At 64.2% G+C, this 26,132-nt stretch carries 30 protein-coding genes; 17 read left to right on the top strand and 13 right to left on the bottom strand.

Annotated features, from left to right (window positions below; genetic code table 11):
• Positions 1–60 precede the first annotated feature (60 nt).
• Positions 61–678 carry a helix-turn-helix domain-containing protein gene (locus C8D77_RS07920; RefSeq protein ID WP_109661424.1) on the bottom strand — a complete coding sequence of 206 codons (618 nt, stop codon included), beginning with the start codon at positions 676–678 and terminating at the stop codon, positions 61–63.
• 137 nt (positions 679–815) lie between these two features.
• On the opposite strand from C8D77_RS07920, the gene C8D77_RS07915 reads away from it, so the two are divergent.
• The 4 genes from C8D77_RS07915 to C8D77_RS07900 all read left to right on the top strand — a co-directional run bounded on the left by C8D77_RS07915 (position 816) and on the right by C8D77_RS07900 (position 5,608).
• Positions 816–1,949, top strand: a complete 1,134-nt coding sequence (locus C8D77_RS07915; RefSeq protein ID WP_109660837.1) for an NAD(P)/FAD-dependent oxidoreductase — start codon at positions 816–818, stop codon at positions 1,947–1,949.
• 55 nt (positions 1,950–2,004) lie between these two features.
• The gene (locus C8D77_RS07910; RefSeq protein ID WP_109660835.1) at positions 2,005–3,609 is read left to right on the top strand and encodes an ABC transporter substrate-binding protein; all 1,605 of its coding nucleotides are present in this window, start codon (positions 2,005–2,007) and stop codon (positions 3,607–3,609) included.
• An 84-nt stretch (positions 3,610–3,693) separates the two neighbouring features.
• Positions 3,694–4,794, top strand: a complete 1,101-nt coding sequence (locus tag C8D77_RS07905; RefSeq protein ID WP_109660833.1) for a serine hydrolase domain-containing protein — start codon at positions 3,694–3,696, stop codon at positions 4,792–4,794.
• A gap of 130 nt (positions 4,795–4,924) precedes the next feature.
• Entirely contained in the window at positions 4,925–5,608 is a 684-nt protein-coding gene (locus C8D77_RS07900) for a YoaK family protein (RefSeq protein WP_109660831.1), read from the top strand.
• A 9-nt stretch (positions 5,609–5,617) separates the two neighbouring features.
• On the opposite strand, the gene C8D77_RS07895 is transcribed toward C8D77_RS07900, so the two are convergent.
• Positions 5,618–6,070, bottom strand: a complete 453-nt coding sequence (locus tag C8D77_RS07895) for a MarR family winged helix-turn-helix transcriptional regulator (RefSeq protein ID WP_109660829.1) — start codon at positions 6,068–6,070, stop codon at positions 5,618–5,620.
• A 117-nt stretch (positions 6,071–6,187) separates the two neighbouring features.
• On the opposite strand from C8D77_RS07895, the gene C8D77_RS07890 reads away from it, so the two are divergent.
• On the top strand, positions 6,188–7,003 hold the full coding sequence (locus C8D77_RS07890; RefSeq protein WP_109660827.1) for a p-hydroxycinnamoyl CoA hydratase/lyase: 816 nt from the start codon (positions 6,188–6,190) through the stop codon (positions 7,001–7,003).
• Positions 7,004–7,041: 38 nt separating this feature from the next.
• Complete coding sequence (locus tag C8D77_RS07885) at positions 7,042–8,556, top strand: AMP-binding protein (RefSeq protein ID WP_109660824.1); 1,515 nt, start codon at positions 7,042–7,044, stop codon at positions 8,554–8,556.
• A gap of 13 nt (positions 8,557–8,569) precedes the next feature.
• Here C8D77_RS07885 and C8D77_RS07880 read toward each other — a convergent pair whose 3' ends face one another.
• A complete protein-coding gene (locus C8D77_RS07880; RefSeq protein WP_109660822.1) occupies positions 8,570–9,295 on the bottom strand; it encodes a 3-keto-5-aminohexanoate cleavage protein in 726 nt (241 codons plus the stop codon).
• Positions 9,296–9,492: 197 nt separating this feature from the next.
• Here C8D77_RS07880 and C8D77_RS07875 point away from each other — a divergent pair, with 197 nt between their 5' ends.
• The gene (locus tag C8D77_RS07875) at positions 9,493–9,687 is read left to right on the top strand and encodes a hypothetical protein (RefSeq protein WP_164548734.1); all 195 of its coding nucleotides are present in this window, start codon (positions 9,493–9,495) and stop codon (positions 9,685–9,687) included.
• A gap of 59 nt (positions 9,688–9,746) precedes the next feature.
• Here C8D77_RS07875 and C8D77_RS07870 read toward each other — a convergent pair whose 3' ends face one another.
• The gene (locus tag C8D77_RS07870) at positions 9,747–11,843 is read right to left on the bottom strand and encodes an EAL domain-containing protein (protein WP_109660818.1); all 2,097 of its coding nucleotides are present in this window, start codon (positions 11,841–11,843) and stop codon (positions 9,747–9,749) included.
• A gap of 106 nt (positions 11,844–11,949) precedes the next feature.
• Complete coding sequence (locus tag C8D77_RS07865; protein ID WP_109660816.1) at positions 11,950–12,249, bottom strand: hypothetical protein; 300 nt, start codon at positions 12,247–12,249, stop codon at positions 11,950–11,952.
• A gap of 231 nt (positions 12,250–12,480) precedes the next feature.
• On the opposite strand from C8D77_RS07865, the gene C8D77_RS07860 reads away from it, so the two are divergent.
• Both C8D77_RS07860 and C8D77_RS07855 read left to right on the top strand, forming a co-directional pair.
• A complete protein-coding gene (locus C8D77_RS07860; protein WP_109660814.1) occupies positions 12,481–12,930 on the top strand; it encodes an ester cyclase in 450 nt (149 codons plus the stop codon).
• 295 nt (positions 12,931–13,225) lie between these two features.
• Positions 13,226–14,296, top strand: coding sequence for a phosphatase PAP2 family protein (locus C8D77_RS07855; RefSeq protein WP_109660812.1), 1,071 nt, complete (start codon positions 13,226–13,228; stop codon positions 14,294–14,296).
• Between the two features lie 155 nt (positions 14,297–14,451).
• On the opposite strand, the gene C8D77_RS07850 is transcribed toward C8D77_RS07855, so the two are convergent.
• Complete coding sequence (locus C8D77_RS07850; protein ID WP_109661422.1) at positions 14,452–14,952, bottom strand: hypothetical protein; 501 nt, start codon at positions 14,950–14,952, stop codon at positions 14,452–14,454.
• A gap of 169 nt (positions 14,953–15,121) precedes the next feature.
• Entirely contained in the window at positions 15,122–15,448 is a 327-nt protein-coding gene (locus tag C8D77_RS07845) for a DUF1330 domain-containing protein (protein WP_109660810.1), read from the bottom strand.
• 176 nt (positions 15,449–15,624) lie between these two features.
• On the opposite strand from C8D77_RS07845, the gene C8D77_RS07840 reads away from it, so the two are divergent.
• Entirely contained in the window at positions 15,625–16,317 is a 693-nt protein-coding gene (locus tag C8D77_RS07840; protein WP_109660808.1) for a winged helix-turn-helix transcriptional regulator, read from the top strand.
• 32 nt (positions 16,318–16,349) lie between these two features.
• On the opposite strand, the gene C8D77_RS07835 is transcribed toward C8D77_RS07840, so the two are convergent.
• Both C8D77_RS07835 and C8D77_RS07830 read right to left on the bottom strand, forming a co-directional pair.
• A complete protein-coding gene (locus tag C8D77_RS07835) occupies positions 16,350–16,748 on the bottom strand; it encodes a helix-turn-helix domain-containing protein (protein ID WP_109660806.1) in 399 nt (132 codons plus the stop codon).
• Positions 16,748–17,044: a type II toxin-antitoxin system HigB family toxin gene (locus C8D77_RS07830; protein WP_109660804.1), complete on the bottom strand. Its 297-nt coding sequence runs from the start codon at positions 17,042–17,044 to the stop codon at positions 16,748–16,750. The genes C8D77_RS07835 and C8D77_RS07830 overlap by 1 nt, the downstream gene beginning before the upstream one ends.
• A 130-nt stretch (positions 17,045–17,174) precedes the next feature.
• On the opposite strand from C8D77_RS07830, the gene ada reads away from it, so the two are divergent.
• From ada to C8D77_RS07810, 4 genes are all read left to right on the top strand, one after another.
• On the top strand, positions 17,175–18,287 hold the full coding sequence (gene ada / locus C8D77_RS07825; protein WP_109660802.1) for a bifunctional DNA-binding transcriptional regulator/O6-methylguanine-DNA methyltransferase Ada: 1,113 nt from the start codon (positions 17,175–17,177) through the stop codon (positions 18,285–18,287).
• A 12-nt stretch (positions 18,288–18,299) separates the two neighbouring features.
• The gene (locus C8D77_RS07820) at positions 18,300–18,521 is read left to right on the top strand and encodes a hypothetical protein (RefSeq protein WP_109660800.1); all 222 of its coding nucleotides are present in this window, start codon (positions 18,300–18,302) and stop codon (positions 18,519–18,521) included.
• A gap of 92 nt (positions 18,522–18,613) precedes the next feature.
• The gene (locus C8D77_RS07815) at positions 18,614–19,168 is read left to right on the top strand and encodes a methylated-DNA--[protein]-cysteine S-methyltransferase (protein ID WP_109660798.1); all 555 of its coding nucleotides are present in this window, start codon (positions 18,614–18,616) and stop codon (positions 19,166–19,168) included.
• Positions 19,165–19,908: a 2OG-Fe(II) oxygenase gene (locus tag C8D77_RS07810; protein ID WP_109660796.1), complete on the top strand. Its 744-nt coding sequence runs from the start codon at positions 19,165–19,167 to the stop codon at positions 19,906–19,908. Before C8D77_RS07815 ends, C8D77_RS07810 begins: the two co-directional genes overlap by 4 nt.
• Positions 19,909–19,911: 3 nt before the next feature.
• On the opposite strand, the gene C8D77_RS07805 is transcribed toward C8D77_RS07810, so the two are convergent.
• The 3 genes from C8D77_RS07805 to C8D77_RS07795 all read right to left on the bottom strand — a co-directional run bounded on the left by C8D77_RS07805 (position 19,912) and on the right by C8D77_RS07795 (position 22,588).
• A complete protein-coding gene (locus C8D77_RS07805) occupies positions 19,912–20,865 on the bottom strand; it encodes a sigma-70 family RNA polymerase sigma factor (RefSeq protein WP_109660794.1) in 954 nt (317 codons plus the stop codon).
• Between the two features lie 88 nt (positions 20,866–20,953).
• Positions 20,954–21,895 (bottom strand): alpha/beta hydrolase, encoded by a 942-nt coding sequence (locus C8D77_RS07800; RefSeq protein ID WP_109660792.1) that lies wholly within the window; start codon positions 21,893–21,895, stop codon positions 20,954–20,956.
• Positions 21,896–22,000: 105 nt separating this feature from the next.
• Positions 22,001–22,588, bottom strand: a complete 588-nt coding sequence (locus tag C8D77_RS07795; protein WP_109661420.1) for a dihydrofolate reductase family protein — start codon at positions 22,586–22,588, stop codon at positions 22,001–22,003.
• 154 nt (positions 22,589–22,742) lie between these two features.
• Between C8D77_RS07795 and C8D77_RS07790 the strand changes: the two genes are divergently transcribed.
• The 3 genes from C8D77_RS07790 (at position 22,743) to C8D77_RS07780 (ending at position 25,003) form a co-directional block, all read left to right on the top strand.
• Positions 22,743–23,159, top strand: a complete 417-nt coding sequence (locus tag C8D77_RS07790; RefSeq protein ID WP_109660790.1) for a winged helix-turn-helix transcriptional regulator — start codon at positions 22,743–22,745, stop codon at positions 23,157–23,159.
• A 123-nt stretch (positions 23,160–23,282) separates the two neighbouring features.
• A complete protein-coding gene (dinB, locus tag C8D77_RS07785) occupies positions 23,283–24,530 on the top strand; it encodes a DNA polymerase IV (protein ID WP_109660788.1) in 1,248 nt (415 codons plus the stop codon).
• A 212-nt stretch (positions 24,531–24,742) separates the two neighbouring features.
• Entirely contained in the window at positions 24,743–25,003 is a 261-nt protein-coding gene (locus tag C8D77_RS07780; protein WP_215732040.1) for a hypothetical protein, read from the top strand.
• A gap of 49 nt (positions 25,004–25,052) precedes the next feature.
• Here C8D77_RS07780 and C8D77_RS38275 read toward each other — a convergent pair whose 3' ends face one another.
• Positions 25,053–26,081: a cupin domain-containing protein gene (locus C8D77_RS38275; protein WP_109660786.1), complete on the bottom strand. Its 1,029-nt coding sequence runs from the start codon at positions 26,079–26,081 to the stop codon at positions 25,053–25,055.
• Positions 26,082–26,132 lie beyond the last annotated feature (51 nt).

The raw sequence follows: 26,132 nt of genomic DNA, 5'->3' as shown, positions 1-26,132 counted from the left end.
GGGAGAAGATGGCGGCAGCCAGATGGGGCGGCGCAAATGTCGGGAAGTCAGGGCCAGCCCCTACCCCTCCACCGTCTCCAGCACACTCAGCAGCGTGCCCTCCATATCCGGCTCGTCGCCCGAGCAGACGCACAGCATCTCAGCGTCGCCTTCGCCCACCGACAAATAGGCATGGCCCATGGTGGAATCGATGTAGACGCTTTCGCCCTGTTTCAGCCGCACCGGCGCATACTGGTCGGTGTGCAATTCGATCTCGCCCTTGAGCACGATCAGGAATTCCTCGCCAGCATGCCTGGTCAGCGCGCCGAACTCCTGCGGCGTGCGGGCGCGCGCAAAGGCGTGGATCGGCACCATGCGCTTGCGCACAAGGTCGGTCGCCAGATAGCGGTAATCATAGTTGCGGGTCAGCTGGCGCAGCGTGTTGGACTGTGAGGTCACCGAACGACGGGTGCGCGCGGACGGCTGCTTGCGGTCGCCGCTGAGCAGTTCGGTGACATGGATGCCCAGCCCCTCGCAGATCTGCAGCAGCTTGTCGTAGCTCAGCGACATCTGGTCGTTCTCGACCTTGGACAGCGTCGACACCGCGACGCCGGTCAGCGTGCTGACCTCCTGCAAGGTCCAGCCATGCGTCTTCCTCAAGCCGCGCAGGCAATCACCGAGGTTCGGTTGCTCCGACATCGTCAGCTCCGTTGCGCGGCCCATCGAGCCGCCTGTCATTCCTAGGTAGTCCAACTCCCTGCTGCCATCAACAACATCAACAATTTTCTTATACGCTAATTATTGACTGGATACGAAATTATTTCTACCCCTAGAGGATGCAGTCGAAGTCTCCCCAAAAAGTCGTCGTCATCGGCGGCGGCATTGCCGGCCTCTCGCTGGCGGCGGCCGTGCAGCCCTGGGCCGAGGTCATCGTGATCGAGCGCGAGCCGCATCTCGGCTACCACGCCAGCGGCCGCTCGGCGGCGCTGTTTTCTGAAACCTACGGCAATGCGCTGGTGCGGGCGCTGTCGCTGGCCAGCCGGCCGCAAATCGTCGACGGCGGCTTTGCCGCGCACCGGCGCGGCGCGCTGCATGTCGGCGGCGTCGAGGACAATGCTGCCGTCGACCGCATGGCGGCGGAGATGCAGGCGCTGGTGCCCAGCGTGCGGCGCTTGTCGGCTACGGAAGTCACCGCACTGGTGCCGGTCATCGCCACGGCAACCACCTGCGGCGGCGTGCATGAACCCGGCGCGCTGGATGTCGACACGGCCAAGATGCTGGCGGCTTCGGCCTCCACACTCAAGACGGGCGGCGGCGTGATCCGCGCCGGCGAAGAGGTTCGTGAGATCGCGCGCACGGCAGCCGGCTTCAGCGTCACCACCAGTGCCGGCGCCTACCAGGCCGATATCGTCGTCAACGCTGCGGGCGCTTGGGTCGATGTCGTCGCCGGCCTGGCTGGCCTCTCCGCCCTGGGCTTCCGGCCCAAGCGCCGCACCGCCTTCTTGTTCGATCCGCCCGCTGGCACGGACATCAGCACCTGGCCGCTGGTGGTCGACTTGCACGAACAGTTCTACTTCAAGCCCGATGCCGGCAGGCTGATCGGCTCGCTCGCCGACGAAACCGATTCCGAACCCTGCGATGCCTATCCGGAAGACATCGACGTCGCCATCGCAGTCGACCGCATCGAACAGGCGACATCGCTGCGCATCGGCCGTCCGTCGACGCCCTGGGCGGGCCTGCGCACCTTTTCGCCCGATCGCACGCCGGTCGTCGGTTTCGACACGCGGCTGCCCGGCTTCTTCTGGCTCGGCGGTCAGGGCGGCTACGGTTTCCAGGTGTCGCTGACGCTCGCGCGGCTGGGTTCGGCGCTGTTGCGCGGCCAGCCCCTGCCCGACGATCTCGCGGCACGCGGCGTCACTTCTGCGGCGCTAGCTCCCGATCGCTTCATCACCGAGGCGGCGACACCATGAAGTTCACCGGCCTGCCCTTCCCTCAACCCGTAACGTGTCATCAGGAGCGTTTGCGATGAAATCCACCGTTCTGCGCGCAGTCCTTACCTCGTCCCTGCTGGCCTCATCCGTCCTTCTCGGCGGGCAGGCCTACGCCAAAACCCTGGTCTATTGCTCGGAAGCCAATCCCGAGACCTTCAACCCGGCGATAGGCATCGCCGATTCCACCATGGACGCCGCCGCCAAGACGATTTTCAACCGGCTGGTCGAGTTCAAGCCGGGCACGACCGAAGTCGGTCCGGCGCTGGCCGAAAGCTGGGATGTCTCAGCCGATGGCAAGACCTACACCTTCCATCTCAGGCACGGCGTGAAATTCCAGTCGAACGACCATTTCACGCCCTCGCGCGATTTCAACGCCGACGACGTGCTCTACACCTTCAACCGTCAGCGAGACGCCAACAATCCCTACCACAAGCTCGGCGGCGGCGCTTACGAGTACTTCAATGCGCTGGGCATGGGCACGCTGATCGAAAAGGTCGACAAGGTCGACGATTACACGGTGCGCTTCACCCTGACAGCGGCCAACGTCACCTTCCTGCCCGGCATTGCGCTCGACTATCTCTCCATCCTGTCGCTGGAGCAGACCGAGAAGATGGTGGCCGCCGGCACGCCGGAACTGATCGACTCTGAACCGGTCGGCACCGGCCCGTTCGTGCTGCAGGCTTATGTCCCTGACAGCCAAGTCCGCTACGCCGCCAACAAGGACTACTGGCGCGGCGCACCGAAGATCGACACGCTGGTCTTCGCCATCACGCCCGAGCCGACCACGCGCGTCGAGCGCCTCAAGGCCAATGAGTGCCAGGTCGCCGCCCCGCCGCCGCCAAGCGCCGTCGCCGATTTGCGCACCGACCCCAATATCACCGTGCTCGACCTCAAGGGCCAGAACATCGGCATTCTCGGCTTCAATGTCGAGCACCAGCCACTTGGCGATGTCCGTGTGCGCATGGCGCTGGCCAAGGCCATTGACCGCAAGGCGATCGTCGACGGCGTCTATGCCGGCGCCGGCACGGTCGCTGGCAGCGTCGTGCCGCCGGCGCAGATCGGCGCCGTCACCGACGCCGGCATCGACTATGATCCGGACGGCGCCAAGAAACTGCTGAAGGAAGCCGGCCACGAGAGCGACCTGAAAATCAGCCTGTGGGCGATGCCGGTGTCGCGACCCTACAACCCCAACGCCAAGCGTATGGCCGAGATGATCCAGGCCGACTGGGCAAAAATCGGCGTCAAGGCCGAGATCGTCAGCTTCGAATGGGGCGAATACCTCAAGCGCACCGCGGCGGGAGAGCAGGACGCCTACCTGCTTGGTGGTAGCAGTGACAATGGCGACCCCGACAACATGCTGAGCTATCTGCTCTCCTGCGACGGCGTGAAGGGCGGTTCCAACCGCTCGCGCTGGTGCGATCCGGCCTTCGAGAAGCTGCTGCAGGACGGCCGCGTCGCCGCCGACCCCAAGCAACGCGCCGACATCTACGCCAGGGCGCAGGCGATCCTCAAAATCGAGGTGCCGGTGGCGCCGATCGCCCATTCGGTGGTGGCGATCCCGATCCGCAAGGGCGTGCTCAACTACGTGCTCGACCCCTTCGGCCGGCAGAACTTTGCTGCGGTCGATATGGCGGAGTGAAGCTTGGCGACCCTGCCCTCGGGCTCGACCCGAGGGTGCACCAACATGTATAAAACCAGCGATTTAGAGGCGAAAGCAGAATCCATGCGTGAAGACCTGAACGCCCTCCTCAAGACCTATCTCACCGACGGCGCGGTGGGCGCCTCGCTTGCCTACGCGCTGAACGGCGCGACGCCAACTGCCGTCACCGCCGGCCTCGCCGATCGGGAACATGACGTTGCCGTCTCGCCCGACCGGCTGTTCAAGATCGGCAGTTGCACCAAGACCTTCGTTGCCGCCGCCCTGGTCAAGCTCGCCCAGGACGGCAAGCTCGACCTCGGCGCGCCGATCGCCTCCTGGTTTCCCGACCTGCCGGGCGCCAAGGAGATTTCGGCGCGCCAGCTGATCAACCACCGCAGCGGCCTGCCGGAGTTCGAATATTACATTCCGATGGACCCAAGCCGGCAATGGACGCCGCAACAGCTGGTCGACATCGCCTTCGCCTCCGACAAGCAGAAGGCACCGGGCGGACCCGCCGTCTACAACAACACCGGCTATGTGCTGGCCGGCATGGTGATCGAGGCCGTCTCTGGCCAGTCGCTGGGCGGCTATGTCAGAAGCGCGGTGCTGCAGCCGCTCGGCCTGGAGAATACCTGGTCGCCGGCCACCGAAGCCTTCCCGGAAAAATCGATGGTGCGCGGCTACTACCACCGGCCGCCGCCGGCGGCGAACGCGCCCACCGACATCGCCTCGGGCGGCGAGATGTGGCGCATGGACGGCGTGCTGCCCTACTCCGATGCGTTGCAGGATTCTTCGGATTCCTTCCCGTTCGGCGCCGCCTATGGCTGCGGCGACATGGTGTCGACGCCGTCCGACATGGTGAGCTTCATACGCGGCCTGTTCTCCGGCAAACTGCTGTCGCCGCCATTCTTCTCCGGGATGTTCGAACACCGCGTGCCGGCAAGTTTCCCCGGCACACGCATGCGCGAAACGGGCGCCGGCATGTTCCAGAGCGCCTACGCCGACCGCGCCTTCTACGGCCACCAGGGCAGCATCCCCGGCTACGTCGCCGTCATGCTGCACGATCCGGAGTCGAGCCTGACCATCGCCATGACCAGCAATGTCGGCTCCGGCAACCGGCTGTCCTTCCAGGCGAGTGGGCTGCATCCGGTAGTCGACAAGGCGATCCAGATCATTCTGGGGTGAAGGGTGTTCTGCGCCGCGGGCCGTCGCATGATGCGCTACCCCGCGACAGACGATCAACTCGCGGCGAGATGATGGAACGGCTCGCCGAGATATGAGACGGTATCCCAGGCCCGTCACTGGAGATGCCGCCATGAAACCCACGCTGCCACTACTGCTGAGCCTCAATGGCGGCTATGTCGATACGGCGGGGTTCCTGGCGCTGCAAGGCCTGTTCACCGCGCATGTGACGGGAAATTTCGTCACGCTGGGCGCCTCGCTGGTGCTCGGCATTTCGGGTGTTCTGGCAAAGCTGCTGGCATTGCCGGTCTTCTGCGTCGTCGTCATCCTGACCCGGCTCGCCGGTGAGCGCTTGCGCAGACGGGGGCTGCCGGCGCTCGGGGTCCTGCTGGCGGCCAAACTGGCGCTGCTCGTCATTGGTGCTGCGCTGGCGATCCGCTTTGGTCCCTTCGCCAGTGGCGACGGCGCGGCCGCGATTGTCACCGGCATGGCGCTGGTCGCCGCGATGGCGATCCAGAATGCGGTGCACCGTGTCCATCTCGCGGCCGCACCGCCATCGACACTGATGACCGGCACCACCACCCAGATCATGCTCGACATTGGTGATCTCATCGGCGGCGTAGCTCCGGAGACCCGCCCTGCCCTGATCGCCCGCCTGCGGCGCATGGCACTGGCGGTCGCCGTGTTCGCGGTAGGCTGCGCCGCCGCTGCACTTGGCTTTGCCTTCGCCAATGTATGGTGCTTCGTCATTCCACCGGTGATTGCGCTCTTCGCCCTGCTGCTGCGACTTTCGGCGCCCGACGAGGAAACCAAGTAGGCCGCCCCCTCAGTCTTCGTCCGTCCAGATCAGCCGCAGCAACCGAAGCAGCGTCGCCCGCTCCTTTTTTGTCAGCCTGTGGAGGAACCGGTCCTCGTGCCGGCGAACCTGTTGCCGCCATCCCGGCATGGCCTCCCTGGCCGCCTGCGTCAGGGCGAGCACCTGCACGCGTCCGTCTTCGGCATGATCGTCGCGCTCGACCAGTCCGCGTTCTTCCAGTTCGGCGAGCAGCGGCGCCATGTTGGCGCTCTTCATGCCGAGCAGGCGGCACAGCTCCGCGGCGCGGATGCCGGGCTTCTCGTCGATCAGCGCCAGCATGGCGTAGGTGACCGGGCGCAGCGCCGCGTCAGTCATCTCGACGGCGAAATCATTCAAGGCCAAGGCTGAGGCGCGCCTCAGATTATAACCGATCTGCGCGTCGAGCGCGTCTTCGGGACTGGTGCGGAGCCGGGTCTTTTCCATGCTTCAACCGATCGCCACGAACATCCCCTCTTGTCAAGCAAAAAAGACTATGCGACATAGCAAATACGATAGCTATGCTACATAGCAATTTGTCAGACGGAACGAGAGGACCTGACCATGACCGAAGAGACCGTTGCCTTCGATGTCGAGAACGGCATTGCCTGGGTGCGCTTCAACCGGCCGGACAAGCGCAATTGCATGAACCCGGCGCTCAACCGGCGCATGATGGAGGTTCTCGACGAGCTTGAGTTCCGCGACGATGTCGGCGTGCTGGTGTTGTCCGGCGAAGGCAGCGCCTGGTCGGCGGGCATGGACCTCAAGGAGTACTTTCGCGAGACCGAGGCCAAGGGTCTCGGCGCCATCCGCAAGGCGCAGTCGGAAGCGTATGGCTGGTGGCGGCGCTTGCGCTGGTACGGCAAGCCGACCATTGCCATGGTCAATGGCTGGTGTTTTGGCGGCGGCTACGGCCCGCTCTTCGCTTGCGATCTCGCCTTCGCCGCCGACGAGGCGCAGTTCGCTCTGTCCGAGATCAACTGGGGCATCCTGCCCGGCGGCGGCGCCACCAAGGTGGTGGTCGACCTCCTGTCGATACGCGATGCCATGTACCACGCGCTGACCGGCGAGCTCATCGACGGCCGGAAGGCCGCCGCCTGGAAGCTGGTCAATGAAAGCCTGCCGCTGGCGGATCTGAAGGCGCGCGTCACCGAGGTCGCGACCATCCTGCTGAAGAAGAACCCGATTGCCCTGAAGGCGACCAAGGACGCCATCCGCCGCGTCGCCGAGATGACCTATGACAATGCCGAGGATTATCTGGTGCGGGCGCAGGAGGCCGCCAATTCCTACGACAATGACGGCCGCAAGGAAGGCATCCGCCAGTTTATCGACGAGAAGAGCTACAAGCCCGGCCTTGCCGCCTACGACAAGGCAAGGTGACCGTGCAAGCATAAGGCAATCCTGGGGAGGAGCTGCAGATGCCGGCCTGGACGACATCGGATCCCGTGGCCCTGCACGCCAGGACGCAGCCGGATCGTATCGCTTGTGTCGACCTGGCATCCGGTCGCCGCTGGACCTATGCCGCGCTCGACGAGGCCATCCAGCGCGCTGTCGGCGTGCTTGAAACCGGCCATGGCATCGAGCCGGGGCAGCGCATCGCCACGCTTGCCCGCAACAGCGCAGACTTGGCTGTCCTGCAGCAGGCAGCGATGCGGCTCGGCGCCATTTTCGTGCCGCTCAACTGGCGGCTCGCCAGTGCCGAGAAGCAGGCGATCCTGGCCGATTGCGATCCGGTGCTGCTGTTGCATGACACCGCCCTTGAAATGGCGCCGCCCAAGGGCTGCATGTCAATCGAAGTCGCGGCCTTCACGGCGGCAGTCGAGGCACAGGTTCCGGCACCGCGCCGGTCCTTGCCGGCCAGCGATGCGCCTTCGATCATCCTCTACACTTCGGGCACATCAGGCCGGCCGAAAGGGGTCATCGTCACCGAACGCAATGCGTTGGCCACTGCGGTCAATTTCGGCGTACTGGGACGCGTTGGCAACGCCAGCGTCTTCCTCTGCGACGCGCCGATGTTCCATGTCATCGGCCTCATCACCAGCTTGCGTCCGCCGCTGTTGCAAGGCGGCACGGTGCTGATCTCGCCCGGCTTCGACGCCGGCGTCACCAATCGTCGCCTGGCTGATCCCGCGCTCGGGGTCACCCATTATTTCTGCGTACCGCAGATGGCCAGGATGCTGCGCGACCATCCAGATTTTGCGCCTTCGAATTGGACCGCGCTGACCGCCATCTTCACTGGCGGCGCGCCCAATCCGGCCGCAAACATCCACTGGTGGCTGGCACAGGGTGTGCGCATGGTCGACGGCTTCGGCATGACCGAAGCCGGCACCGTGCTCGGCATGCCCATCGAGGCCGACCGCATCGCCAGCAAGGCAGGCTCGGCGGGCCTTGCGGCGCCGACCATCGGGCTGCGCATCGTCGACGACGCTGGCCGCGATGTCGCTACCGGGGAACTAGGCGAGATATGGCTGTCCGGCCCCAGCATCACACCTGGCTACTGGAACCGGCCGGAAGAGACCGCGCGGGCCTTCACCGCCGATGGCTGGTTCCGCACCGGCGACATCGCCAGGCAGGATGAGGAAGGTTTCGTCACCCTTGTCGACCGCCGCAAGGACATGTTCATCTCCGGCGGCGAGAACGTCTATCCCTCAGAAATCGAGATGGCGCTGCTCGATCATCCCGACATCGCCGAGGCAGCCGTGATCGGCGTCGCCGACGAGCGCTGGGGCGAAGTCGGACGCGCCTTTGTCGTGCCGAAGCCCGGTCGCGTTCTCGATCCGGCCGGTCTGGCAAGCCATTGCGGCGCCCGTATCGCCCGCTACAAGGTGCCGAAGGAATTTTTGATCGCGCAGGCGCTGCCGCGCACCGCGTCCGGCAAGATCCAGAAACACATTTTGCGCGCACGGATGGCACCGGCAGACGGGAAGGCTTGAGACAGACCGCCGATCAGTCTGCCGGCGTGGATCGAAAAATCGCAGCAGCCGCCGCGACGATTTCCGCATTGTCCTTCGCCACCGTTCCGTCGGCGAGCGTCTTGCCGTCTTCCAGCCCGACCCGCGTCGACCAGCGCTTTTGATGTGCAAGCTTCACGAAGGGCCAGACGGTGGCGTCGACGCCATGCAGCAGGATCGGCCGCCGCACCCCAGCGCGCTCCAGCACGGCGGCGATGCCATGCGCCTCGTCGAGTGCCGCCGACAGGTCTGGGATGTCGATCTCGATCAGGATGCGCAGCACTTGGTCGTGGCCGGGAAGCGCCACGAAGCGCCCGGCGTCGGCGACGGTGGCAAGCCCCGCCTCGATGCCGACACCACACTGCCGCAACAGCTCCATCACGTGAGGCGCGTCGGCCTCCGACAGGTTGACAGAGGCGTAGTCGGGCAGCTCCCGCCAGGCTGCGATCGCCGCGCGGGTCCGCTCGACATCGCTCTCGATCCAGGCGCCGGTCGACACGCCGACAAGCGTGCCCGGGCAGGCCCGGCGCACCGCCAGCACCATCGCATCGACGGCCGCCAGGCTTTCGCGCCCGTCGGCACCGCGCGGGTGGATATGCAGTTCGGCCGCGCCGGCGGCGACGCAGGCGGCCGCGTCGCTCGCCATCGCCTCTGCAGTCAGCGGCAACTGGGGATGAAAATCGCGCGAACGTGCGCCATTGATGCAGGCCTGGACGATCATCGGTCTCACCTCCGACAGGGAGGCACAGTCTAGCCGCGCGGCACGGCATGGCAAAGAGTTGGGCCGCGTCTTTCCTGACAGCGCATCACTGCCTTGCCTTCCTTCCGTGGCATTTGAATAAAAGCCGCCTGTGGATATTTACCCGGCGTTCCCTCGCCTCCGGCAAGGTATTTTAGGGTGGGATAATGGAGAGACCATTGACCAGCGATTTTTCAGCCGCCCGCATCCACCTCGAACGCGCCTATCACTATCTGCAAGGCAATGACGAGACGAGCCGCACGGCCTGTGACGCCCTCGATCTGTTGATCGAAACAGTGGCGGAAGCGCAGCACAGGCCATCCGATTCTGGAGTGCTGGAGTTTCCGCAATCAACGGCGCGGCGAACCGGATAGAACATGTCGAGATTCAGGTCAGGCCAACCGGCCCGGCCTGAATCTCGATACATCCGGGATCACGATGCCTTACGGGCCGTCTCTGCCCCTGCCGCGCGCACGACAATTTGCTCCAGCGGCTCCGGCCGGTGCAGCAAAAACCCCTGGCCGAAGGCGACGCCCATGTCGCTCAACATCGCCAGCGTGTCCTGCCGTTCGATCTTCTCGCCGACCACGTCGCAGCCGAGGCTGCGGGCGATGCTGGTGATGGCCAGCACGATCTCGCGGTCGAAGCGGCTTTGCGTGATGTGCTCGATGAAGGAACCGTCGATCTTGATCGTGTCGACAGGAAAGCGCCTGAGATACTCGAACGAGCTCATGCCGGCGCCGAAATCGTCGAGGCTGACCCGGCAGTGCCGCTCGCGCGCCTTGCGCACGAATTGTTCGGCGGCGTCGAAATTGGTGACCGCGGCGGTTTCGGTGATCTCGAAGCCGATGCCCGAATGCGGCGCCCCGGTCTCTTCGATGACACTGTCGACGAAGTCCCACAGCTGCGGATCGCTCAGCGTCTGCGCCGACAGGTTGAAGCCGAGTGTCAATGCACCCGAGCGCAAGGCAGCACCATGCCGCGACAGCGCGGTGCGGATGATCCAGCGGTCGAGCCGCGACGCGATACCAAAGCGCTCGGCCACCGGAATGAACTCGCCAGGCGGCACCAGCCGGCCGTTGCGTGCGACGAGCCTAGCCAGCACTTCGACATGGCGGCTTTCCTGCCAGGGCCGGCCCAGCAGATGGATTTCCTGGCCGAACAGTTTCAGCCGCCCGTCTTCCATGGCATCGACGGTGTCGGCGGCGACACGCGCCGCGTTCAGCCCGCCGGAACCCGATGCCGTCTCGGTGGAGAAGATGGCAAAGCGGTTGCGCCCGGCGGCCTTGGCTGCGTAGCAGGCGTCGTCGGCGCAGGCCAGCGCGTCGGCCACCGTCGTGTTGGCGTCATCAACGAAGGCGATGCCGATCGAAGCCGCCAGCTTGCGCGTCGACGCGGCCGCGCCGAGATCGGCCTCGCGCACCGCGCCAAGCACCGCAGCGGCGATCCTCTCGGCCTGTGCGGCATCGCAATGCGGCACCAGCAGCGCGAATTCGTCGCCACCCAGCCGCGCCGCGTGTGCTGCCGGCGGCAGGCAGGCGCGGATGCCGGCGGCAACGCTCTTCAGCGCCAGGTCGCCGGCAGCGTGGCCGGCAAAATCGTTGAGCGCCTTGAAGTAATCAAGATCGACATAGAACACAGCCAGCGGCGCACCCGCCGCGATATGGTCAGCGAGCAGCCGATCGAAGGCGGAGCGATTGTACAGGCCGGTCAGCGCATCGTGACGGGCGGCATAGGCTAGCTCCTGCTCACGCAGTTTTTCCTCGGTGATGTCGCGCACCGTGCCAAGAACCTGGCCAGCCGCACCGGCAATGGCGATAAAGCGCACCAGAGATTCGACATGGCGTATCTCGCCGTCGCGCTTGATGATGCGGTATTGCGAAGCGGTAACTCGGTCCGAGCCGGGTGTCGGCAAATGCGCCTGCTCGGTGACTTCCCTGTCGTCGGGGTGCAGGAAAGTATGCCATAGGTCGGCGGTTACCTCGTCGGTATCGGCGACGAGGCCGAATATGTCTCTGGTGCGGGAGTCCCAATAGCTCTTGTTGGTGGCGATGTCGTAGTGCCAGATGCCGGTGCCGCTGGCGGCGAGTGCCAGCCGGAAGCGCACATTGACCTGCTCGAGCTCGGCTTCGGCGGCCTTCTGCTTGGTGATGTCGGTCTGCACGCCCATCAGCCTGAGCGGCTTTCCGGAAGCGTCACGCTCGACGATGCCGCCGCGATCGAGCACCCACACCCAGTGGCCCTGCTTGTGCTTCAGCCTGAGCTCGGTCTCGATGGCATCCGTCCGTCCGGCAATGTGGCGGTCGCCGCTGGCCAGCGCCCGCTCGCGATCATCGGGATGGGTCAGCTGCAGCCACAGGTCGCTGGCGTTGGCAAGTTCGCCTTCATCATAGCCCAGCATCCGCGCCCAGGTCGCGGAATAGAAGCAGTCGCCGGTCGCAAGATCCCAATCCCAGACGCCAAGATGGGCGCGTTCCAGGGCCTTCGCCCAGAACGTTCCATTGCGATTTTTCTTGTCCTGACGCGCCATCGTCTGTTTCGCTCATTCCCCGCCACGCGGCAATCTGCAGTAAAACCAGAGAAGAAACAGTTACCGTTGGAAGGCCGGCCGAGAGTGGCGACCCGGCATTGCCAGATTATGGGCAGCCCGGCCTGTAGAGTTCACCATCAAGTACCATGGGCTCTCCGACAAAACCGATGCTGAATCTTTCGTCGTCGGTACTGCCGATGACGAAACGCGGCGCCTCGCCCGGAGGGGCGCTCTCGTAGCGAAGCCGTTGGTTGAAGCCATCGCTTCGCGACCAGCTCATTTCATGCGGCAAGCCCGGCCCGTCATCGACTATGACCTTCCAGCCCGGATGATTTTCACTCATGTAGCACTGCCCGGCAACGGCCGGGGCAGGCAAAAGCAACAGGAGGGCGAGCGCCGTTTTCATCGACAGCTTTCTGTAGGCAGAGTGTTGCAAAATGCTGAGCGGCACTTGAACCGATGCTTGGTCACGGTGTTCACCGCTCGCTTCCGGCGCGAGTCGGATAGCCTAGGTCCTGTCGCCTTTCGATTGGCCGGCAAGAACCGGAGTTTTGCACCCGCCTGATCGTCCTACTGCTTGCTCCAGGTCATCGGCCAATCCGGTGATCTCTCCGTGCAAACACAAGAGGACCTCCCAATGACCAAGCAAGAAGACAACAAGGCCGTCGTCGTTAGATGGTTCACCGACTTCTGGGGTGAAACCTGCGATCTGTCCGTCGTCGACGACATCGCAGCACCCGACATGCTGCTGAAATACTCGCTGCACGAGCCGCGCCGCGGCCGCGACGACATCAAGGCCTTCATGACCGACTTCCGCAACGCCTTCCCGGACCTCAACTTCTGGGCTACGGCCGACCTGATTGCCGAGGGCGACTATGTCGTCGGCCAGTGGGAGGGCGGCGGCACGCATACCGGCCCCGCCTTCGGCGATTTCCTCGCCGGCTCGCTGCCGGCTGCCACCGGCCGCGCCATGCGCTTTACCGGCACCACTGTGCTGAAGGTGGTCAACGGCAGGATCGTCGAGGAGATCGGGCTCGATGACGGCGTCGCCGCCCTCACCCAGCTCGGCCTGATCAAAGCCGCCTGATCGAGCCGCATGATGGAAAGGGGCCATCGCCACCAGGCGATGGCCCTCCCTCTCTCAATCGTAGCCGAAACCCGACGACAGGCAGCCTGTAACCGTTGAAAGCCTCGAAAGGCGACGAATGATGCCTGCGCGTAACCGCGTAGCATTTTCGTAAACAGATCATTGCCAACAAATAATGAATTATACCTATCTAATATTTAATACTCTACTTTGGAACAGGTGTAACTGAATGGTAATACATCATCTGCGAAATACCCCATAACAATCTTCTGGGCAGCTGGCGGGATGTCCTTCCATGAGTGAGCACACCGGTCAGCGCGGCGACAATCGCCGCCCAGCTGCAATCCTTGACCTGGACATCGCGACAACCAGGAGCGGCTGGTTGCTGGTTGCCTTGTGTCTGACCTATGCCTTGACCGCTCTTTGCCTGCAGCCGGATCGCTACCTGCATCTGGCGCAATCCTATGCCGAGCCGTTCGCCTTCTTCCTGCCCACGCTTCTGGCGGCTGGCCTTGGTGTGGCGGGGCTGGCATTTGCCCGACATACCCCGACGAGGTTCATCCTCGACATACTCGGGCAGCGTTGGCTGACAGCCGCGCCCGTTATCCTTCTGTTCTTTCTCGGCGTCACCGCCTTCACCACCTTGAAGGTCGCCATCCCGGACACGGTGCCGTTCTACGCCGACCGTGCCCTGGCGGAGCTTGATCTTCGGCTGCATGGCGTCGATCCCTGGACATGGACGCACAGCGTGGTTCCCGAACCGGTCTCGGCCGTCATTTTCGCCGGCTATGGATATGGCTGGCTCGTGCAATGGTTCGGCACGGTGCTCTTCGTCGCCTTCTGGAACAATCCGGTCAGCCGCTTGCGCTATCTGTGGGCGTTCGCGCTGACCACGATCCTGTGCGGCACCGTACTTGCGACCCTGCTGTCGTCCACCGGCCCGATGTTCCACGACCAGTTCTATGGCGGTGACCGCTTCGTCGGGCTGCGAACCGCCCTGGCGCAGAATAGCTACGCCGCGTCGGTCCATGTCTATGCCGACTATCTGCTTGCAGCCTACCAGAGTGGCCGCCCGGAACTGGGCGGCGGCATCTCCGCCATGCCAAGCATGCATGTCGCCATCGCCACGCTCAACGCACTCTTCCTGGCCGGATTCGGCCGCCGGTGGGCAATCGCCGGCTGGTCCTTCGCAACCTTCATCCTGTTCAGCTCGGTTTACACCGGCTGGCACTATGCCGTGGATGGCTATCTCTCGATCCTTGTCGTGTCCCTGCTCTGGTATGTGACGGGACGCTTCGTCTTGCCGCAAGCGAGCCGGGATACCATCAGCGAGGTGGGACTGGCGATTCCAGATCAAGCGGCATGATGACCGTATCCTTCTGACGCCGCGAGGAGCGGCAGCGGCACACACACCGGCCTGGCCTTCAACGATTGTCTCGCCCAAAGCGGGGCGCTGGGCGGGAGCGTTCCGACTGACTCGGGAGAATGCCAGGCGGCATTGGCGCCGCCTGGCTTCATTGCTTACTGGCTCGGCGCCATCGCGTGCTCACATGACACTTTCGGGTTCATGTCGGCGAAAGTGCCGGTCGGGTTGCCCTTCCAGGCCCAGACATGCAGTTCGTAAAACTCACCCAGGCCGTAGCGGTTGGGCGCGCTGTTGAAATTGAACAGCTGTCCGTCCAGCGACGCCGGCCCCTTCGAGGTAATGTATTCGACCGCCACCAGTTGCAGCGTGCCGTCAGCCATCGGCTCGTACATCACCGCTTCAGGCCGGGCGATATCGATCTTGTCGTCCTTCAGATACTGGCCGTTGACATAGTGGATGCCCATGGCGCCGCCGGTGATGCCGCTGGCGCACGGAATCGGCGCATAGCCCTCTGATATAGCGGCCTTGACGTTGAGAAACCGGCTGTTGGCGGCCCGCACCTTGTCGGCCAGCGGATTGGGGCCGGACACCGGCGCGGCCGCTTCCTGATGCGCCTGTGCGAAGGTGGTGCAGACAGCCAGCATGGCCCCGGCCATGACAAACCTGTAGTGAAAATTTGGCCGGTTGTGAAAGTTCGATAGCATCTTCATTCCATTCTTCTTGAAAAAGCCCAGCTGGCCGGCCGCCGAAAATACGGAGGCCCGGCAGGCAAGCGCTGTGGCTGTTGTTGCTTGGAGATCCCGAAAACGATGCCAGGGATGCCGGTCATCCCTTCGGCAGATACGGGATCGTTCCGGCCAGATCGGTGTTGTCGATCATCTGGAAACGGCTGTCGCTGCCGCCCTGACGGGCCGAAACGAAGGGCGCATAGGCCGGATCGCTGGTGAAGGCGCGGGCCGCCGCTTCTGACGGGAACGCCATCAGGGCGATCAGCGTGGTGTCGAGCGGCTTGCCTTCGAGCGTCTTCACATTGCCGCTGCGCGACAGATACCTGCCGCCATGCTTGTGGACGAGGTCGTGCACCGAGGCGGCATAGGCCGGCACCCACTGCGGGTCGTTTATCTTGATGTCTGCGATAACGTAAGCGGTCATGGTAGTCTCCTGGTTGCGGTGCACAAGGTATCCCGTGCAACCGGCCAAAGGGCTCGCATGGCAAGGCCCTAGCCAACCAGTCCGCGATCTGTACTGGGGCAGTACAGTTTCCGTACTGGCCGCTTCATTCATGAAGGCCTAATGTTCGGCCCAGTTTCGAGGGAGGGACACAGATCATGACCCAGCACGGATACAAACAGTTCTGCCCGCTATCGATGGCCGCCGAGGTGCTGTGCACCCGCTGGACGATGGTGCTGATGCGTGAATTGGTGGCGGGTTCGACCCGCTTCAACGACCTGCGCCGCGGCGTCCCCAAAATGTCGCCGACCCTTCTGTCGCAACGGCTGAAGGAACTTGAACTGGCCGGCATCGTAGAGCGCAAGGAAGTGCCGGGCGAAAAAGGGATATTCGAATATCGGCTGACGGAAGCCGGCCGGGATTTGCGCCCGGTCGTCGAGGCAATGGGCTTCTGGGGGCAGAAATGGGTCGAGTCCCGACTGTCGCTGAAGAACCTCGATCCGTCGCTGCTGATGTGGGACATGCGGCGCAACTTAAACCCCTCGCCGCTGCCCGAGGGGCGCACGGTGATACAATTCCTGTATCAGGAGCTACCGGCGTCCAAACGGTCGTGGTGGCTCATCGTCGAGAAGCACGGCGAGGTCGATCTGTGCTGGTACGATCCGGGCTTCGATGTCGACCTTTACGTCTCGACCGACCTGCACACGATGACGGCGATCTGGATGGGATTGCTGACCGTCGAGAAGGCCGGCGCGAAGGTTGCCCTGACCGGCGACCAGGCCATCGGCAGGAAGATGCAGACATGGCTCGGGCTCAGCCCGTTCGCGGTGGAACCCAAGCGCGCGGCTTAGGAACGAGGGTATCAGGCACCACGGGCGACGGCTTAGGCGCGCTTGCGGCCCCTGTCATTTGCAAGGTGATAGGGTTGCACGAGGACTTCGGCAGGAATGTTCCATTCCTTGTTCAGTTTGAAGACCATATCCAGGGTAAGCGCCCGCTTTCTGTTCAGCACCTCGGTCGCCCGGGGCGATGATCCGATCACCTCGGCCAGCGCCTTTCGCGACAGGTTGAACAGTTCCATGTGCGAATGAATGGCTTCAACGGGATCCGGTGCTTCGATCGGATAGTGCTTGTCCTCATAAGCCTCGATCAGAGTTGCGAGAACGTCGAAACGGTCACCTTCGAGAGAGCCGACCTCCGGCTCATTCTCGAAATATTTAGTGATTTCGGCGATCGCCCAATCGTAATCGGCTTCGGTCTTAATGGGTCGAATGTTCTCCATCACACCTTCTCCGGATCAATCTTGTCATACTCTTTGTGCGTCCCGACGAATTTGATCAGAACACGGTGAAACTTGTAGGCGACGTGGACAATCAGGCGGTACTTGTTGCCGCCGATGTCGAAAATGATGCGATTGTCGCCGACGAAATCAACGGTCGCTCCAAACGCATCTTTAACGTCAGCCGGGGTCTTCCAATCAGCATTGCCTACAGCCACATACCAAGCCGTCAAAGGAGCTTCGGCCTGATTGTGTTTGGCCCAAAAGTCCTTCAGCGCCTTCTTGGCAATTATCTGCATGACCTGATATAGCAAATTCCCAAATCGGGAACAAGAGTGTTTTCCCAAATTGGGAAAGGCAGATTTGCACTTTCCTGACGCTTGTCAGGAAACGGGTGGCGAGGCCGGCTTTTGGCGGCTTCAATGCGGCATGTTCATCACTCTGGCCAAGGATCTTCACCCCGCGCCGCTGCAAGTCGCCGACGATCCGCGCTGGGCGCGTATCGTTGCGCGCGACAAATCGGCCGACGGCGAATTCTGGTATTCGGTGGCAACGACCGGCGTCTATTGCCGGCCCTCCTGCCCGTCGCGGCGCGCCAACCCCAGGAATGTGCAGTTGCACGGCACGCTCGATCAGGCCAGGGCAACCGGCTTTCGCCCGTGCCGGCGCTGCAACCCGGATGGCCCGTCGCTCGAGGCCGGCAACGCCGCAATGGTCGCCGCTGCCTGCCGCAGGATCGAGCAGAGCGAAGAAGAACCGTCGCTCGGAGAGCTGGCGGACGCCGCCGGCCGTAGCGCCGGTTATTTCCATCGTATCTTCAAGGCCGTCACTGGCCTGACGCCGAAGGACTATGCCGCCGCCCACCGCGCCGCCCGGGTCCGCCAGGGCCTGGAAGACGGCGCCAGCGTGACGACGGCGATCTACGATGCCGGCTTCAATTCAAGCGGGCGTTTTTACGAGAAATCCACCTTCATGCTCGGCATGACGCCGACGCGCTATCGCGCCGGCGGCGCCCATGAAGAAATCCGCTTCGCCGTCGGCGAATCCTCGCTCGGCGCCATCCTGGTCGCCTCCAGCCAAAAGGGCGTCGCCTCGATCCTGCTCGGCGACGATCCCGACGCGCTGGTGCGCGACCTCCAGGACCGTTTCCCCAAGGCACGGCTCATCGGCGGCGACCGCGACTATGAGGCGCTGGTCGCCCGCGTCGTCGGTTTCGTGGAAGTGCCGGCGCTCGGCCTCGACCTGCCGCTCGACGTGCGCGGCACCGCCTTCCAGCAGCGCGTCTGGCAAGCCCTGCAGGACATCCCCGTCGGCCGCACGGTTTCCTATGCCGAGATCGCGCAGCGCATCGGCGCGCCGAAAGCGACCCGCGCCATCGCCGCCGCCTGCGCCGCCAACAGCCTTGCCGTCGCCATTCCCTGCCATCGCGTGATCCGCAAGGACGGCGCCCTATCCGGCTACGCCTGGGGCGCGGAGCGCAAACGCGCGCTGCTCGACCGCGAGGCAGCGTCCGACAATGCCAACCGGTCGGTGCGGGCCTGACGAGGACCGGCAATGCGCGCGATGGCAAGGTCTCCCGATGCGACCACCCAGACCCAAGCTGCCGGCCGCCGGCGCGCCCCTGACGCGAAATCACGGGTGATGACCGCCATCGGCCGGATGGTCGATGACGGCAAAGCCGAGTGGAGCTTGATCACGAGCGGCGACATCGAGTTGCGCCTGTCGACTGGCGAGGTGTTCCTGCTTGGAGAGTTCGATGTCACCCGCGTGGCATGAGCACCTACCTTTTCGAATTTGAAAGCAAGCATCGGAGTGAGCGCGATAAGCCGTCTCTGTAGGGTTCAGGCACAGACAAAGGAGTGAAGGCAATGAACCTCATGCGAACTCAAATGACCGCAGCGGCGACCGTCCACAATGCCCTGGACACCATCGCCTACGCCATCGGCGAATCCCCGATTGGCAACATCCTGGCGGCGCGCAGCGATATCGGCGTCTGCGCCATCCTGATCGGCTCGGACGCCGAGGCGCTGGAGCAGGACCTTGGCGACCGCTTCCCCGGCAAGGCGCTGGTCGAGGACAAAACAACGCTGCGCAACGATCTCGCGGCAATCGCGCGCTTCATCGAGACGCCCAGCGTCGGCCTCGACCTGCCGCTCGACATGCGCCACGGCACGCCGTTCCAGCAACAGGTTTGGGCCGCGCTGCGCACCATCCCGTGCGGCGCCACCATCACCTACACCGCTCTGGCCCGGCGTCTCGGCCAACCGAACGGCACCCGTGCCGTGGCGACCGCCTGTGCGGCCAACGCGATTGCGCTCGGCATTCCCTGCCACCGCGTTGTCCGCGCCGACGGCACGCTGTCGGGCTATCGCTGGGGCGTCGAGCGCAAGCGCGCTCTGCTTAACAAGGAGGCTGCGATATGAACGCCCATACCAAGGTTGCCGCATCGGTGGTCGAAGCTGCCGAGACACGCATTGCCGGTTACGACTGGCCGGCCCTTGCCACCGAACTCGACGGCTTCGGATGCGCGGTAATTGAAAAGCTGCTGTCGCCCGAAGAGTGCCGGCAGATCGCCGGCCTCTACCCTCAGGAGCAGCATTTCCGCAGTCACATCCACATGGCCAGGCACGGCTTCGGCAAGGGCGAATATCGCTATTTCCGCTATCCCTTGCCTGACCTCATCGGCGGGTTGCGCAGCGCGCTTTATCCCAGGCTGGCCGCGGTCGCCAACCGGTGGAACGAGCGTATGGCGATCGCCATGCGCTATCCCGCCACGCATGCGGCGTTTCTTGACCAGTGCCATAGCGCCGGCCAGACGCGGCCGACACCGCTTCTGCTGCAATATGTGCCTGGCGACTTCAACTGCCTGCACCAGGACCTCTATGGCGACCTCGCCTTCCCGCTGCAGGTGGCGATCCTGCTCTCCGAGCCGGGCCAGGATTTCACCGGCGGCGAGTTCGCGCTGACCGAGCAGCGCCCGCGCATGCAGAGCCGCGTCGAAGTGGTGCCATTGCGCCAGGGCGACGCCGTGGCCTTCGCCGTCCACAACCGGCCGGTGCAGGGAACCAGAGGCAACTACCGCGTCAACCTGCGCCACGGCGTCAGCCGCTTGCGCTCAGGCATGCGCCACACCGTCGGTATCATTTTTCATGATGCGAAGTGAGGGTTACGGAGGAGAGGCACTTCGTCCTACGTCGGCAAAGACCATCTCCAGGATCCACGGACACGCATAATAGTCGGCGATGCGGTCGATGACGCCGCCATCGGCATGGATCCGCACCAGATACGCAGGCAGCCATTCCTCGCTATGCCGCCTGTCGAGGACCAGCACGATCTCCCCTTCGATCACGCCTGGCCGCATGCGCCAAGGCAGCTCGCTGCGCTCATATTCGATGAAGTAGGGCGAGCCTGACAGCAGGCCGTTGTAGCAATCCGAGACCCGCAGCCGCGCATCGGCACTGGTCAGCGCCCGCACCCCGTCCCAGTCTCGCTTGTTGAACAATTCGACATAGCGGCCGAGCAGCCGCGCCAGTTCGGGGTCGTGTGCGGGTGCCGCGCCCGGTTGCGCCGGCAAGGCGGCGAGCTTGGCACGCCCACGATTGAGCGCCGACTTGACGCCACCTGATGTCGAGCCGACCAGCTCGGCGATCTCCTCAAGCGAATGGTCGAAGACATCCTTGAGCAGCACGCAGGCGCGCTCCTTCGGCGGCAGGTGCACGACCAGCCGCTCGATGGCGCGGCCGGCGCCGGGACCGGCGGGCTCGACAGGCAGCACGATGTCGTCGCTGGCAAAGCCGGCCTCGGCCCGCTGTCGCGCCTGGCGGTTGCGGATAAAGTCGATGCAGCGGTTGTGGGCGATGCGGAACAGCCAGGGCCGCAGCGCCTGCGCATCGTCGAGCCGTTCGATCTTGCGATAGGCCTCGAACAGCGCCTCCTGCATGATGTCCTCGCCATCGAGGGCCGAACCGGTCATGCGCGCGCAGTAACGGTGCAGCTTGATACGCAGATGCGAAACCGTCCCCAGGAACGCGGCGTAGCGCAGGTCGAACAGGCCCTCGGGGTCGAGGCGCGGCTGCATGCCTTGCCTCGTTTCACGGGATTTGCGGATCTGCTGGTTCATCGCGGCACGTCGGTCAGCGTCACCGCAGCATCGCGCAGGCACGGCACATCCACAAGCATGAATCGCGATACGACCAGCCGGCGCATACTCACGCCGCTTTGTCGCCGGCGGCCTCGTCACGGGTGGCCGGCAGGCCCAGTTTCGGCCGCATCCAGGTGGCGAAGCGGCCGATCGCGTCGTCGGCTTCCGGCGCCCGGCCGGCCATCATCTGGAAGGAGTGCAGCATGCCCTCGAAGACGTCGAGCCGTGTCTCGACCCCAGCCTGCCTGGCGCGCTCGGCGAACATGCGGCTTTCGTCGACCAGCGTCTCGTCGGCGCCGGCTTGCAGGAACACGGGCGGAAAGCCGGTAAGGTCGGCATAAAGCGCGCTGACCTCCGGATCGAGCCGGTCGCCGTCACCGATGAAGTTGGTCACCAGCCAGTCGACGGCGGCCTTGGCGAAGGCCGGGTCCTTTTCGCGGTTGGTCTCGTAGCTGGCGGCGGTCAGCGCCATGTCGAACCAGCCGGAGATGATCAGCGTGGCGACGGGCAGCAGCCGCCCTTGCGCACGCAGCCGCTGCAGGACGCCATAGGTCAGCACCGCACCGCAGGAATCGCCGGCAAGTGCGATGTCGCCGGCGTCGAAGCCCCGATCGGCGAGCCAGTTCCAGACCGTCATCGCCACGTCGAGCTGGGCCGGATACTTGGCCCGGTGCGCCAGCGGATAGTCGTAGAGCAGCGCCCGGCAGCCGACGGCCTTGGCCAGATGCCCGACCAGCTTGCGGTGCGTGTAGATCGAGCCGCCGATGAAGCCGCCGCCATGCGCATAGAGCAGCACACGCCCCTCGTCGGCGCCCTTCGGCACCGTCCACATCGCCGGCACGCCGCCGGCATCGACCTCGATATAGTCGACGCCGCCGGGTTCGCCGGTCAGTGCCGTCCAATGGGTGTCGTTGTGGTCGATGATCGCTTGCGGGCTGGTCAGCCTGCCGGCATTGGCGGCGATCGCCGCGTAGTGGTTCCTGTTTGCCTCGCTCTGCGTGCTCGCCATGATGATCTCCCTGGTTACGGATCGCGGGCTGCGCGACCTTCCAAAGCCAAGGACGAACGGGCGGACAAGAAAGATACGTCGGAGCCCTGATTTTCTCTCTCTGCCTCACCCCACCGGCGCATAGCTGTTGACCACCATGCCGCAGGCATAGGCCTTCGAGCCGAGCAGCGCCAAGTTTTGGAAACCGCCCTGGTCGAAGATGCGGCGTCCGGCACCCAGCACCGCCGGATTGATGAACAGCTGGAACTCGTCGACCAACCCGGCCGCGATCAGCGCCGAGGCGAACCCGGCGCCGCCGAACACCGCCATGTCGCCACCCTCGCCCGCCTTCAGCGCATTGACCTCGCGCGGCAGGTCGCCGCTGGCGACCCTTGTGCGCTCCCATACCGAGTGCTTGAGCTTGTCGCTCAGCGCCACCTTCTGGGCGTCGACGACGCGCTGCGCAAAGGCATAGAACGGGTCGCGCGGAAATTTCTTCGCCGCATTGCCCCAATGGGTAAGATACCCCTCCTGCACCATCTTGCGGCTGAGCAAAATGGTGTCGATGCCGGCGAAGACGGCGTTGAAGTCCTGCTTCAGCTCGTCGTCCCAGCCGCTCTCGTCACCCCATTCCCAGAGCTGCCAGGCATGGTCCTCATTGGCGCCGACAAAGCCGTCGACCGACATCTGCATCTGAAGGATCAGCTTTTTCATCATCGTTCTCCTCGGTTTGTCCCGGCTCAAAGCGTGCAGGCGAAATTGCGGGGCAGCGAGCGGCATGGTCAGCGTTAAATGGTTTACATTTGGAACTATTGACGCAAGACTAAAATGATGTCAACAGTAAAGTGATTTAAAAATGGAACCATAGATGTCGACGCGCGAAAAATCCGGCTGCCCGATCAACCTGTCGCTCGAACTCGTCGGCGACCGCTGGACGCTGCTCATCATCCGCGACCTGGTTTTCGCCGGGAAAAGGCACTTTCGCGAATTCCTGCAATCCGACGAAGGCATCTCGTCACGCACGCTGGCCGAGCGGCTGCAGACGCTGCAGGACGAAGGCATCCTCATTCGCAGCGACGACCCGACGCATGGGCTGAAGACGGTCTACCGGTTGACCGAGGCCGGCATCGACCTGTTGCCGGTGCTGGTGACGCTCGGCGCCTGGGGCAGCAAGCACCGCAAGGCCGACGATCATCTGGCGCGGATCGCCGACGAGCTGGCGGCCGGTGGCGAGGCGGCGCTGGAACAGATGAAAGCAGCGCTGCGGGCGGATCATATCGTCTAGGTGGCGGGGCTCAAGCCGAGCCGGCACTGCTCTTTGCTGCACAAATCGCTCGCAGCTTGACAATGATCCGCCTTTGTTCTCTATTTGTTCCGGTCTATCAGCAACTGCGGATGTGCGGTCGGGATGGAAACGACAGCCACCATCCTGCATGCCGATCTCGACGCCTTCTACGCCTCGGTCGAGCAGTTGCTCGACCCGTCGCTGCGCGGCAAGCCGATCGCGGTGGGCGGTGGCGTTGTGCTCGCCGCCTCCTACGAGGCGCGCGCCTTTGGCGTGCGCGGCGGCATGCCGGGGCGCAAGGCGCGCGAGCTCTGCCCGCAGCTGATCTTCGTCGGCGGCAATTTCAGCGACTACCAGCGGCTTGGCGACGCGGCGATCAAGGTGCTCGACGATTTCACGCCGCTGGTCGAACGCATCTCCATCGACGAGGCCTTTGCCGACGTCGCCGGCTGCACGCATTTGTTCGGCTCGCCACAAGAGATCGCCACAACCATCCGCCGCCGCGTGCGGGCCGAACTCGGCCTGCCGATCTCGATCGGCGTGGCGCGCACCAAGCACCTGGCCAAGATCGCCTCGCAGGTCGCCAAGCCCGACGGGCTGGTGGTGGTCGAGCCCGGCACGGAGATCGCCTTCCTGCACGACCTGCCCGTCGGGCTGATGTGGGGCGTCGGCCCGGCGACTAAGGCTCGGCTGGCGGAAATCGGTGTCGAGACCATCGGCCAACTGGCCAGGACGCACAGCAGCGCCTTGACACGGCTGCTCGGTCCGGCCGCCGGCGAAAAGCTCGCCGCGCTGTCATGGAACCGCGACCCGCGGAAACTCGAAACGCATCGCCGGGCGCGCTCGGCCGGTGCCCAATCGGCGCTCGGCCAAAAGCCCGCCGTGGCTGATGTCATCGTGCCCACTCTGCTGCATCTGGCCGACCGCGTCGCCAGCCGGCTGCGCGCCAAGGCGCGGCCCGGCCGCACCGTGACGGTGCGCGTGCGCTTTGCCGATCTCAGCGCCGTCACCCGCTCGATCACCCTTGACCAGCCGATCTCGGCGACCACGATGCTGGCCGAGATCGCCGGCGATCTGGTGCGCGGCGTGCTCGCCGACCACCGCCAGGAGAAAACGATTTCGCTGCTGGCGATCTCGGTGTCGCATCTCGAGGAAAGCTTCGAATTGCAGCTCGACCTGCCGCTTGGCCTCGCCGACGAGAAACGCCGGCCCGGCACCAGGAAAGGCCTGGCGCGCTTCGACGCCGACCGCGCCATCGACAAGATCCGCGAGCGCTTCGGCAAACAGGCGGTCGGCTACGGCACGGTGGCGCTGGAGGCGGCACGCTCGGTGCCCGACGAATTCAGGGAGTTGGCGCAGAAGGAACTGTGAGCGCGGTGGACGCCATCCTGAACGTGACCGCGCCGGCATTGTAACTGAGGGGCAGCAGGCCGTGAAAAATCTTGATCTCCTCACTGGTGGCTATTCGAGTAAGATGTCCCTGACACAAACCATGGAATCTCATGTTCGCACCCTTCATCGTTTGCGCGTTGGTCACAGCTCTCAGCGCGGTTGTCAGTCTCGGTTTCTCCTTGGCTGCCGTCATGAACGAAACCGGCAGCGCCCGGACAGTGGCATTGTACGGCTGTGCGCGCAGCGCAGCTTTGGTGGTCGCAAGCGCCGTGCCATTTTTTACGGGTTCGACGGAATGGCTTGAAGCCATCGCCTGGATAATGATCCTCGTGCAGGCTGGGGATGCCGTCATCGGCACCTCGATCGACGACCGGATGAAAACCTTCGGCCCGGCCGGCACATCGCTCGCCAACCTTCTCGCTCTCCTATGGCTCATCCAGTCTGTTCAATGAGTTCACGAGAAACAGCTTCAGCGCGCGATATTGGTGTGGCTGGAGCGTCTTATTCCGTCGCCTCGCCATCCCAGTACCGCTTCACCCCAGCCATGTCGAAAATGCCGTCGCGCCGGCGCAAGGCGTCGACCGCCATCTTGTTGGAATCGGGATAGACGCAGACCTCGTTGGGGTTTTTCTCGCCGATCATCAGATAGCGGCACGGTCCCGTACCGCTATTGAGGAAGGAATGGCCGACCGCCAGGCCGGCGGGAAAACAGACATAGTCGCCGGCTTTCATTTCATAGCGCTCCTCGCCAAGCAGCAGCGTCACTTGTCCTTCCAGGATCAGCGCATGTTCCTCTTCCAGCATGTGGTAGTGCCGGGGCGCCAGGCGCATCACGGGGGCCGGCGCCTCGATCAGTACGCCGACATGATAGTCGGGCCGTCCCAAGGCGGCATAGGTGAGGTGTTTGGACTGACCACCGAACCGCACCCCCTCGCCTTCCTGTTTCCACTCGACGGCATCGCTGGCGACCGGCGGGATCGGAGTGGCTGCTGCCTTGGTGACACCGGCCGTCACATCCGACGGCAACGGATCGCCGGCGGCAAGGCCGGTGCCCTCGCCGTCCCAGTAGCTTCGGGTTGCAGCGAGATCGAAGATCGCACGGCTGCCCAGGGCGCGCACCAGCACCTTGTTGGAGGCGGTGTAGACGACAACGTCGTTCGGGTTGCGCTCGCCGACAATGACATAGCGGCACGGCGCGTCGCTGGTGTTGATCAGGCAATGCCCCGCCGCTGCACCGGCCGGAAAACAGATATAGTCGCCGGCCTTCATGGCATAGGCGGCGGCGGCGACATAAGCGGTGAGCGCCCCTTCGAGGATGAAGACATGCTCCTCCTCGAAAATATGGTAATGCGCCGGCGAGGTCTGCTTGCCCGCCGGCAACTCCTCGATCGCCACGCCGACATGGTAATTCTCACCAAGCGCGGCCAGCGACAAATGCCGGTAGCGCACGCCGAAGCGCGGCACATCGGACCATTCCGTCCATGGCACGCTGTCCGATGCGAATGGCACGGGCGGTTTCTCGTCTGCCATCGGGCCTCCCTGTCGCTCTGCCCTCGTCGCATAGCCATGCTGCCAGAGGGT

The sequence above is a fragment of the Mesorhizobium loti genome (assembly GCF_003148495.1).
Classification (GTDB): Bacteria; Pseudomonadota; Alphaproteobacteria; order Rhizobiales; family Rhizobiaceae; genus Mesorhizobium; species Mesorhizobium loti.
Note: the sequence above shows the minus strand (reverse complement) of the source record. Positions and strands in the feature narration are given on the sequence as shown.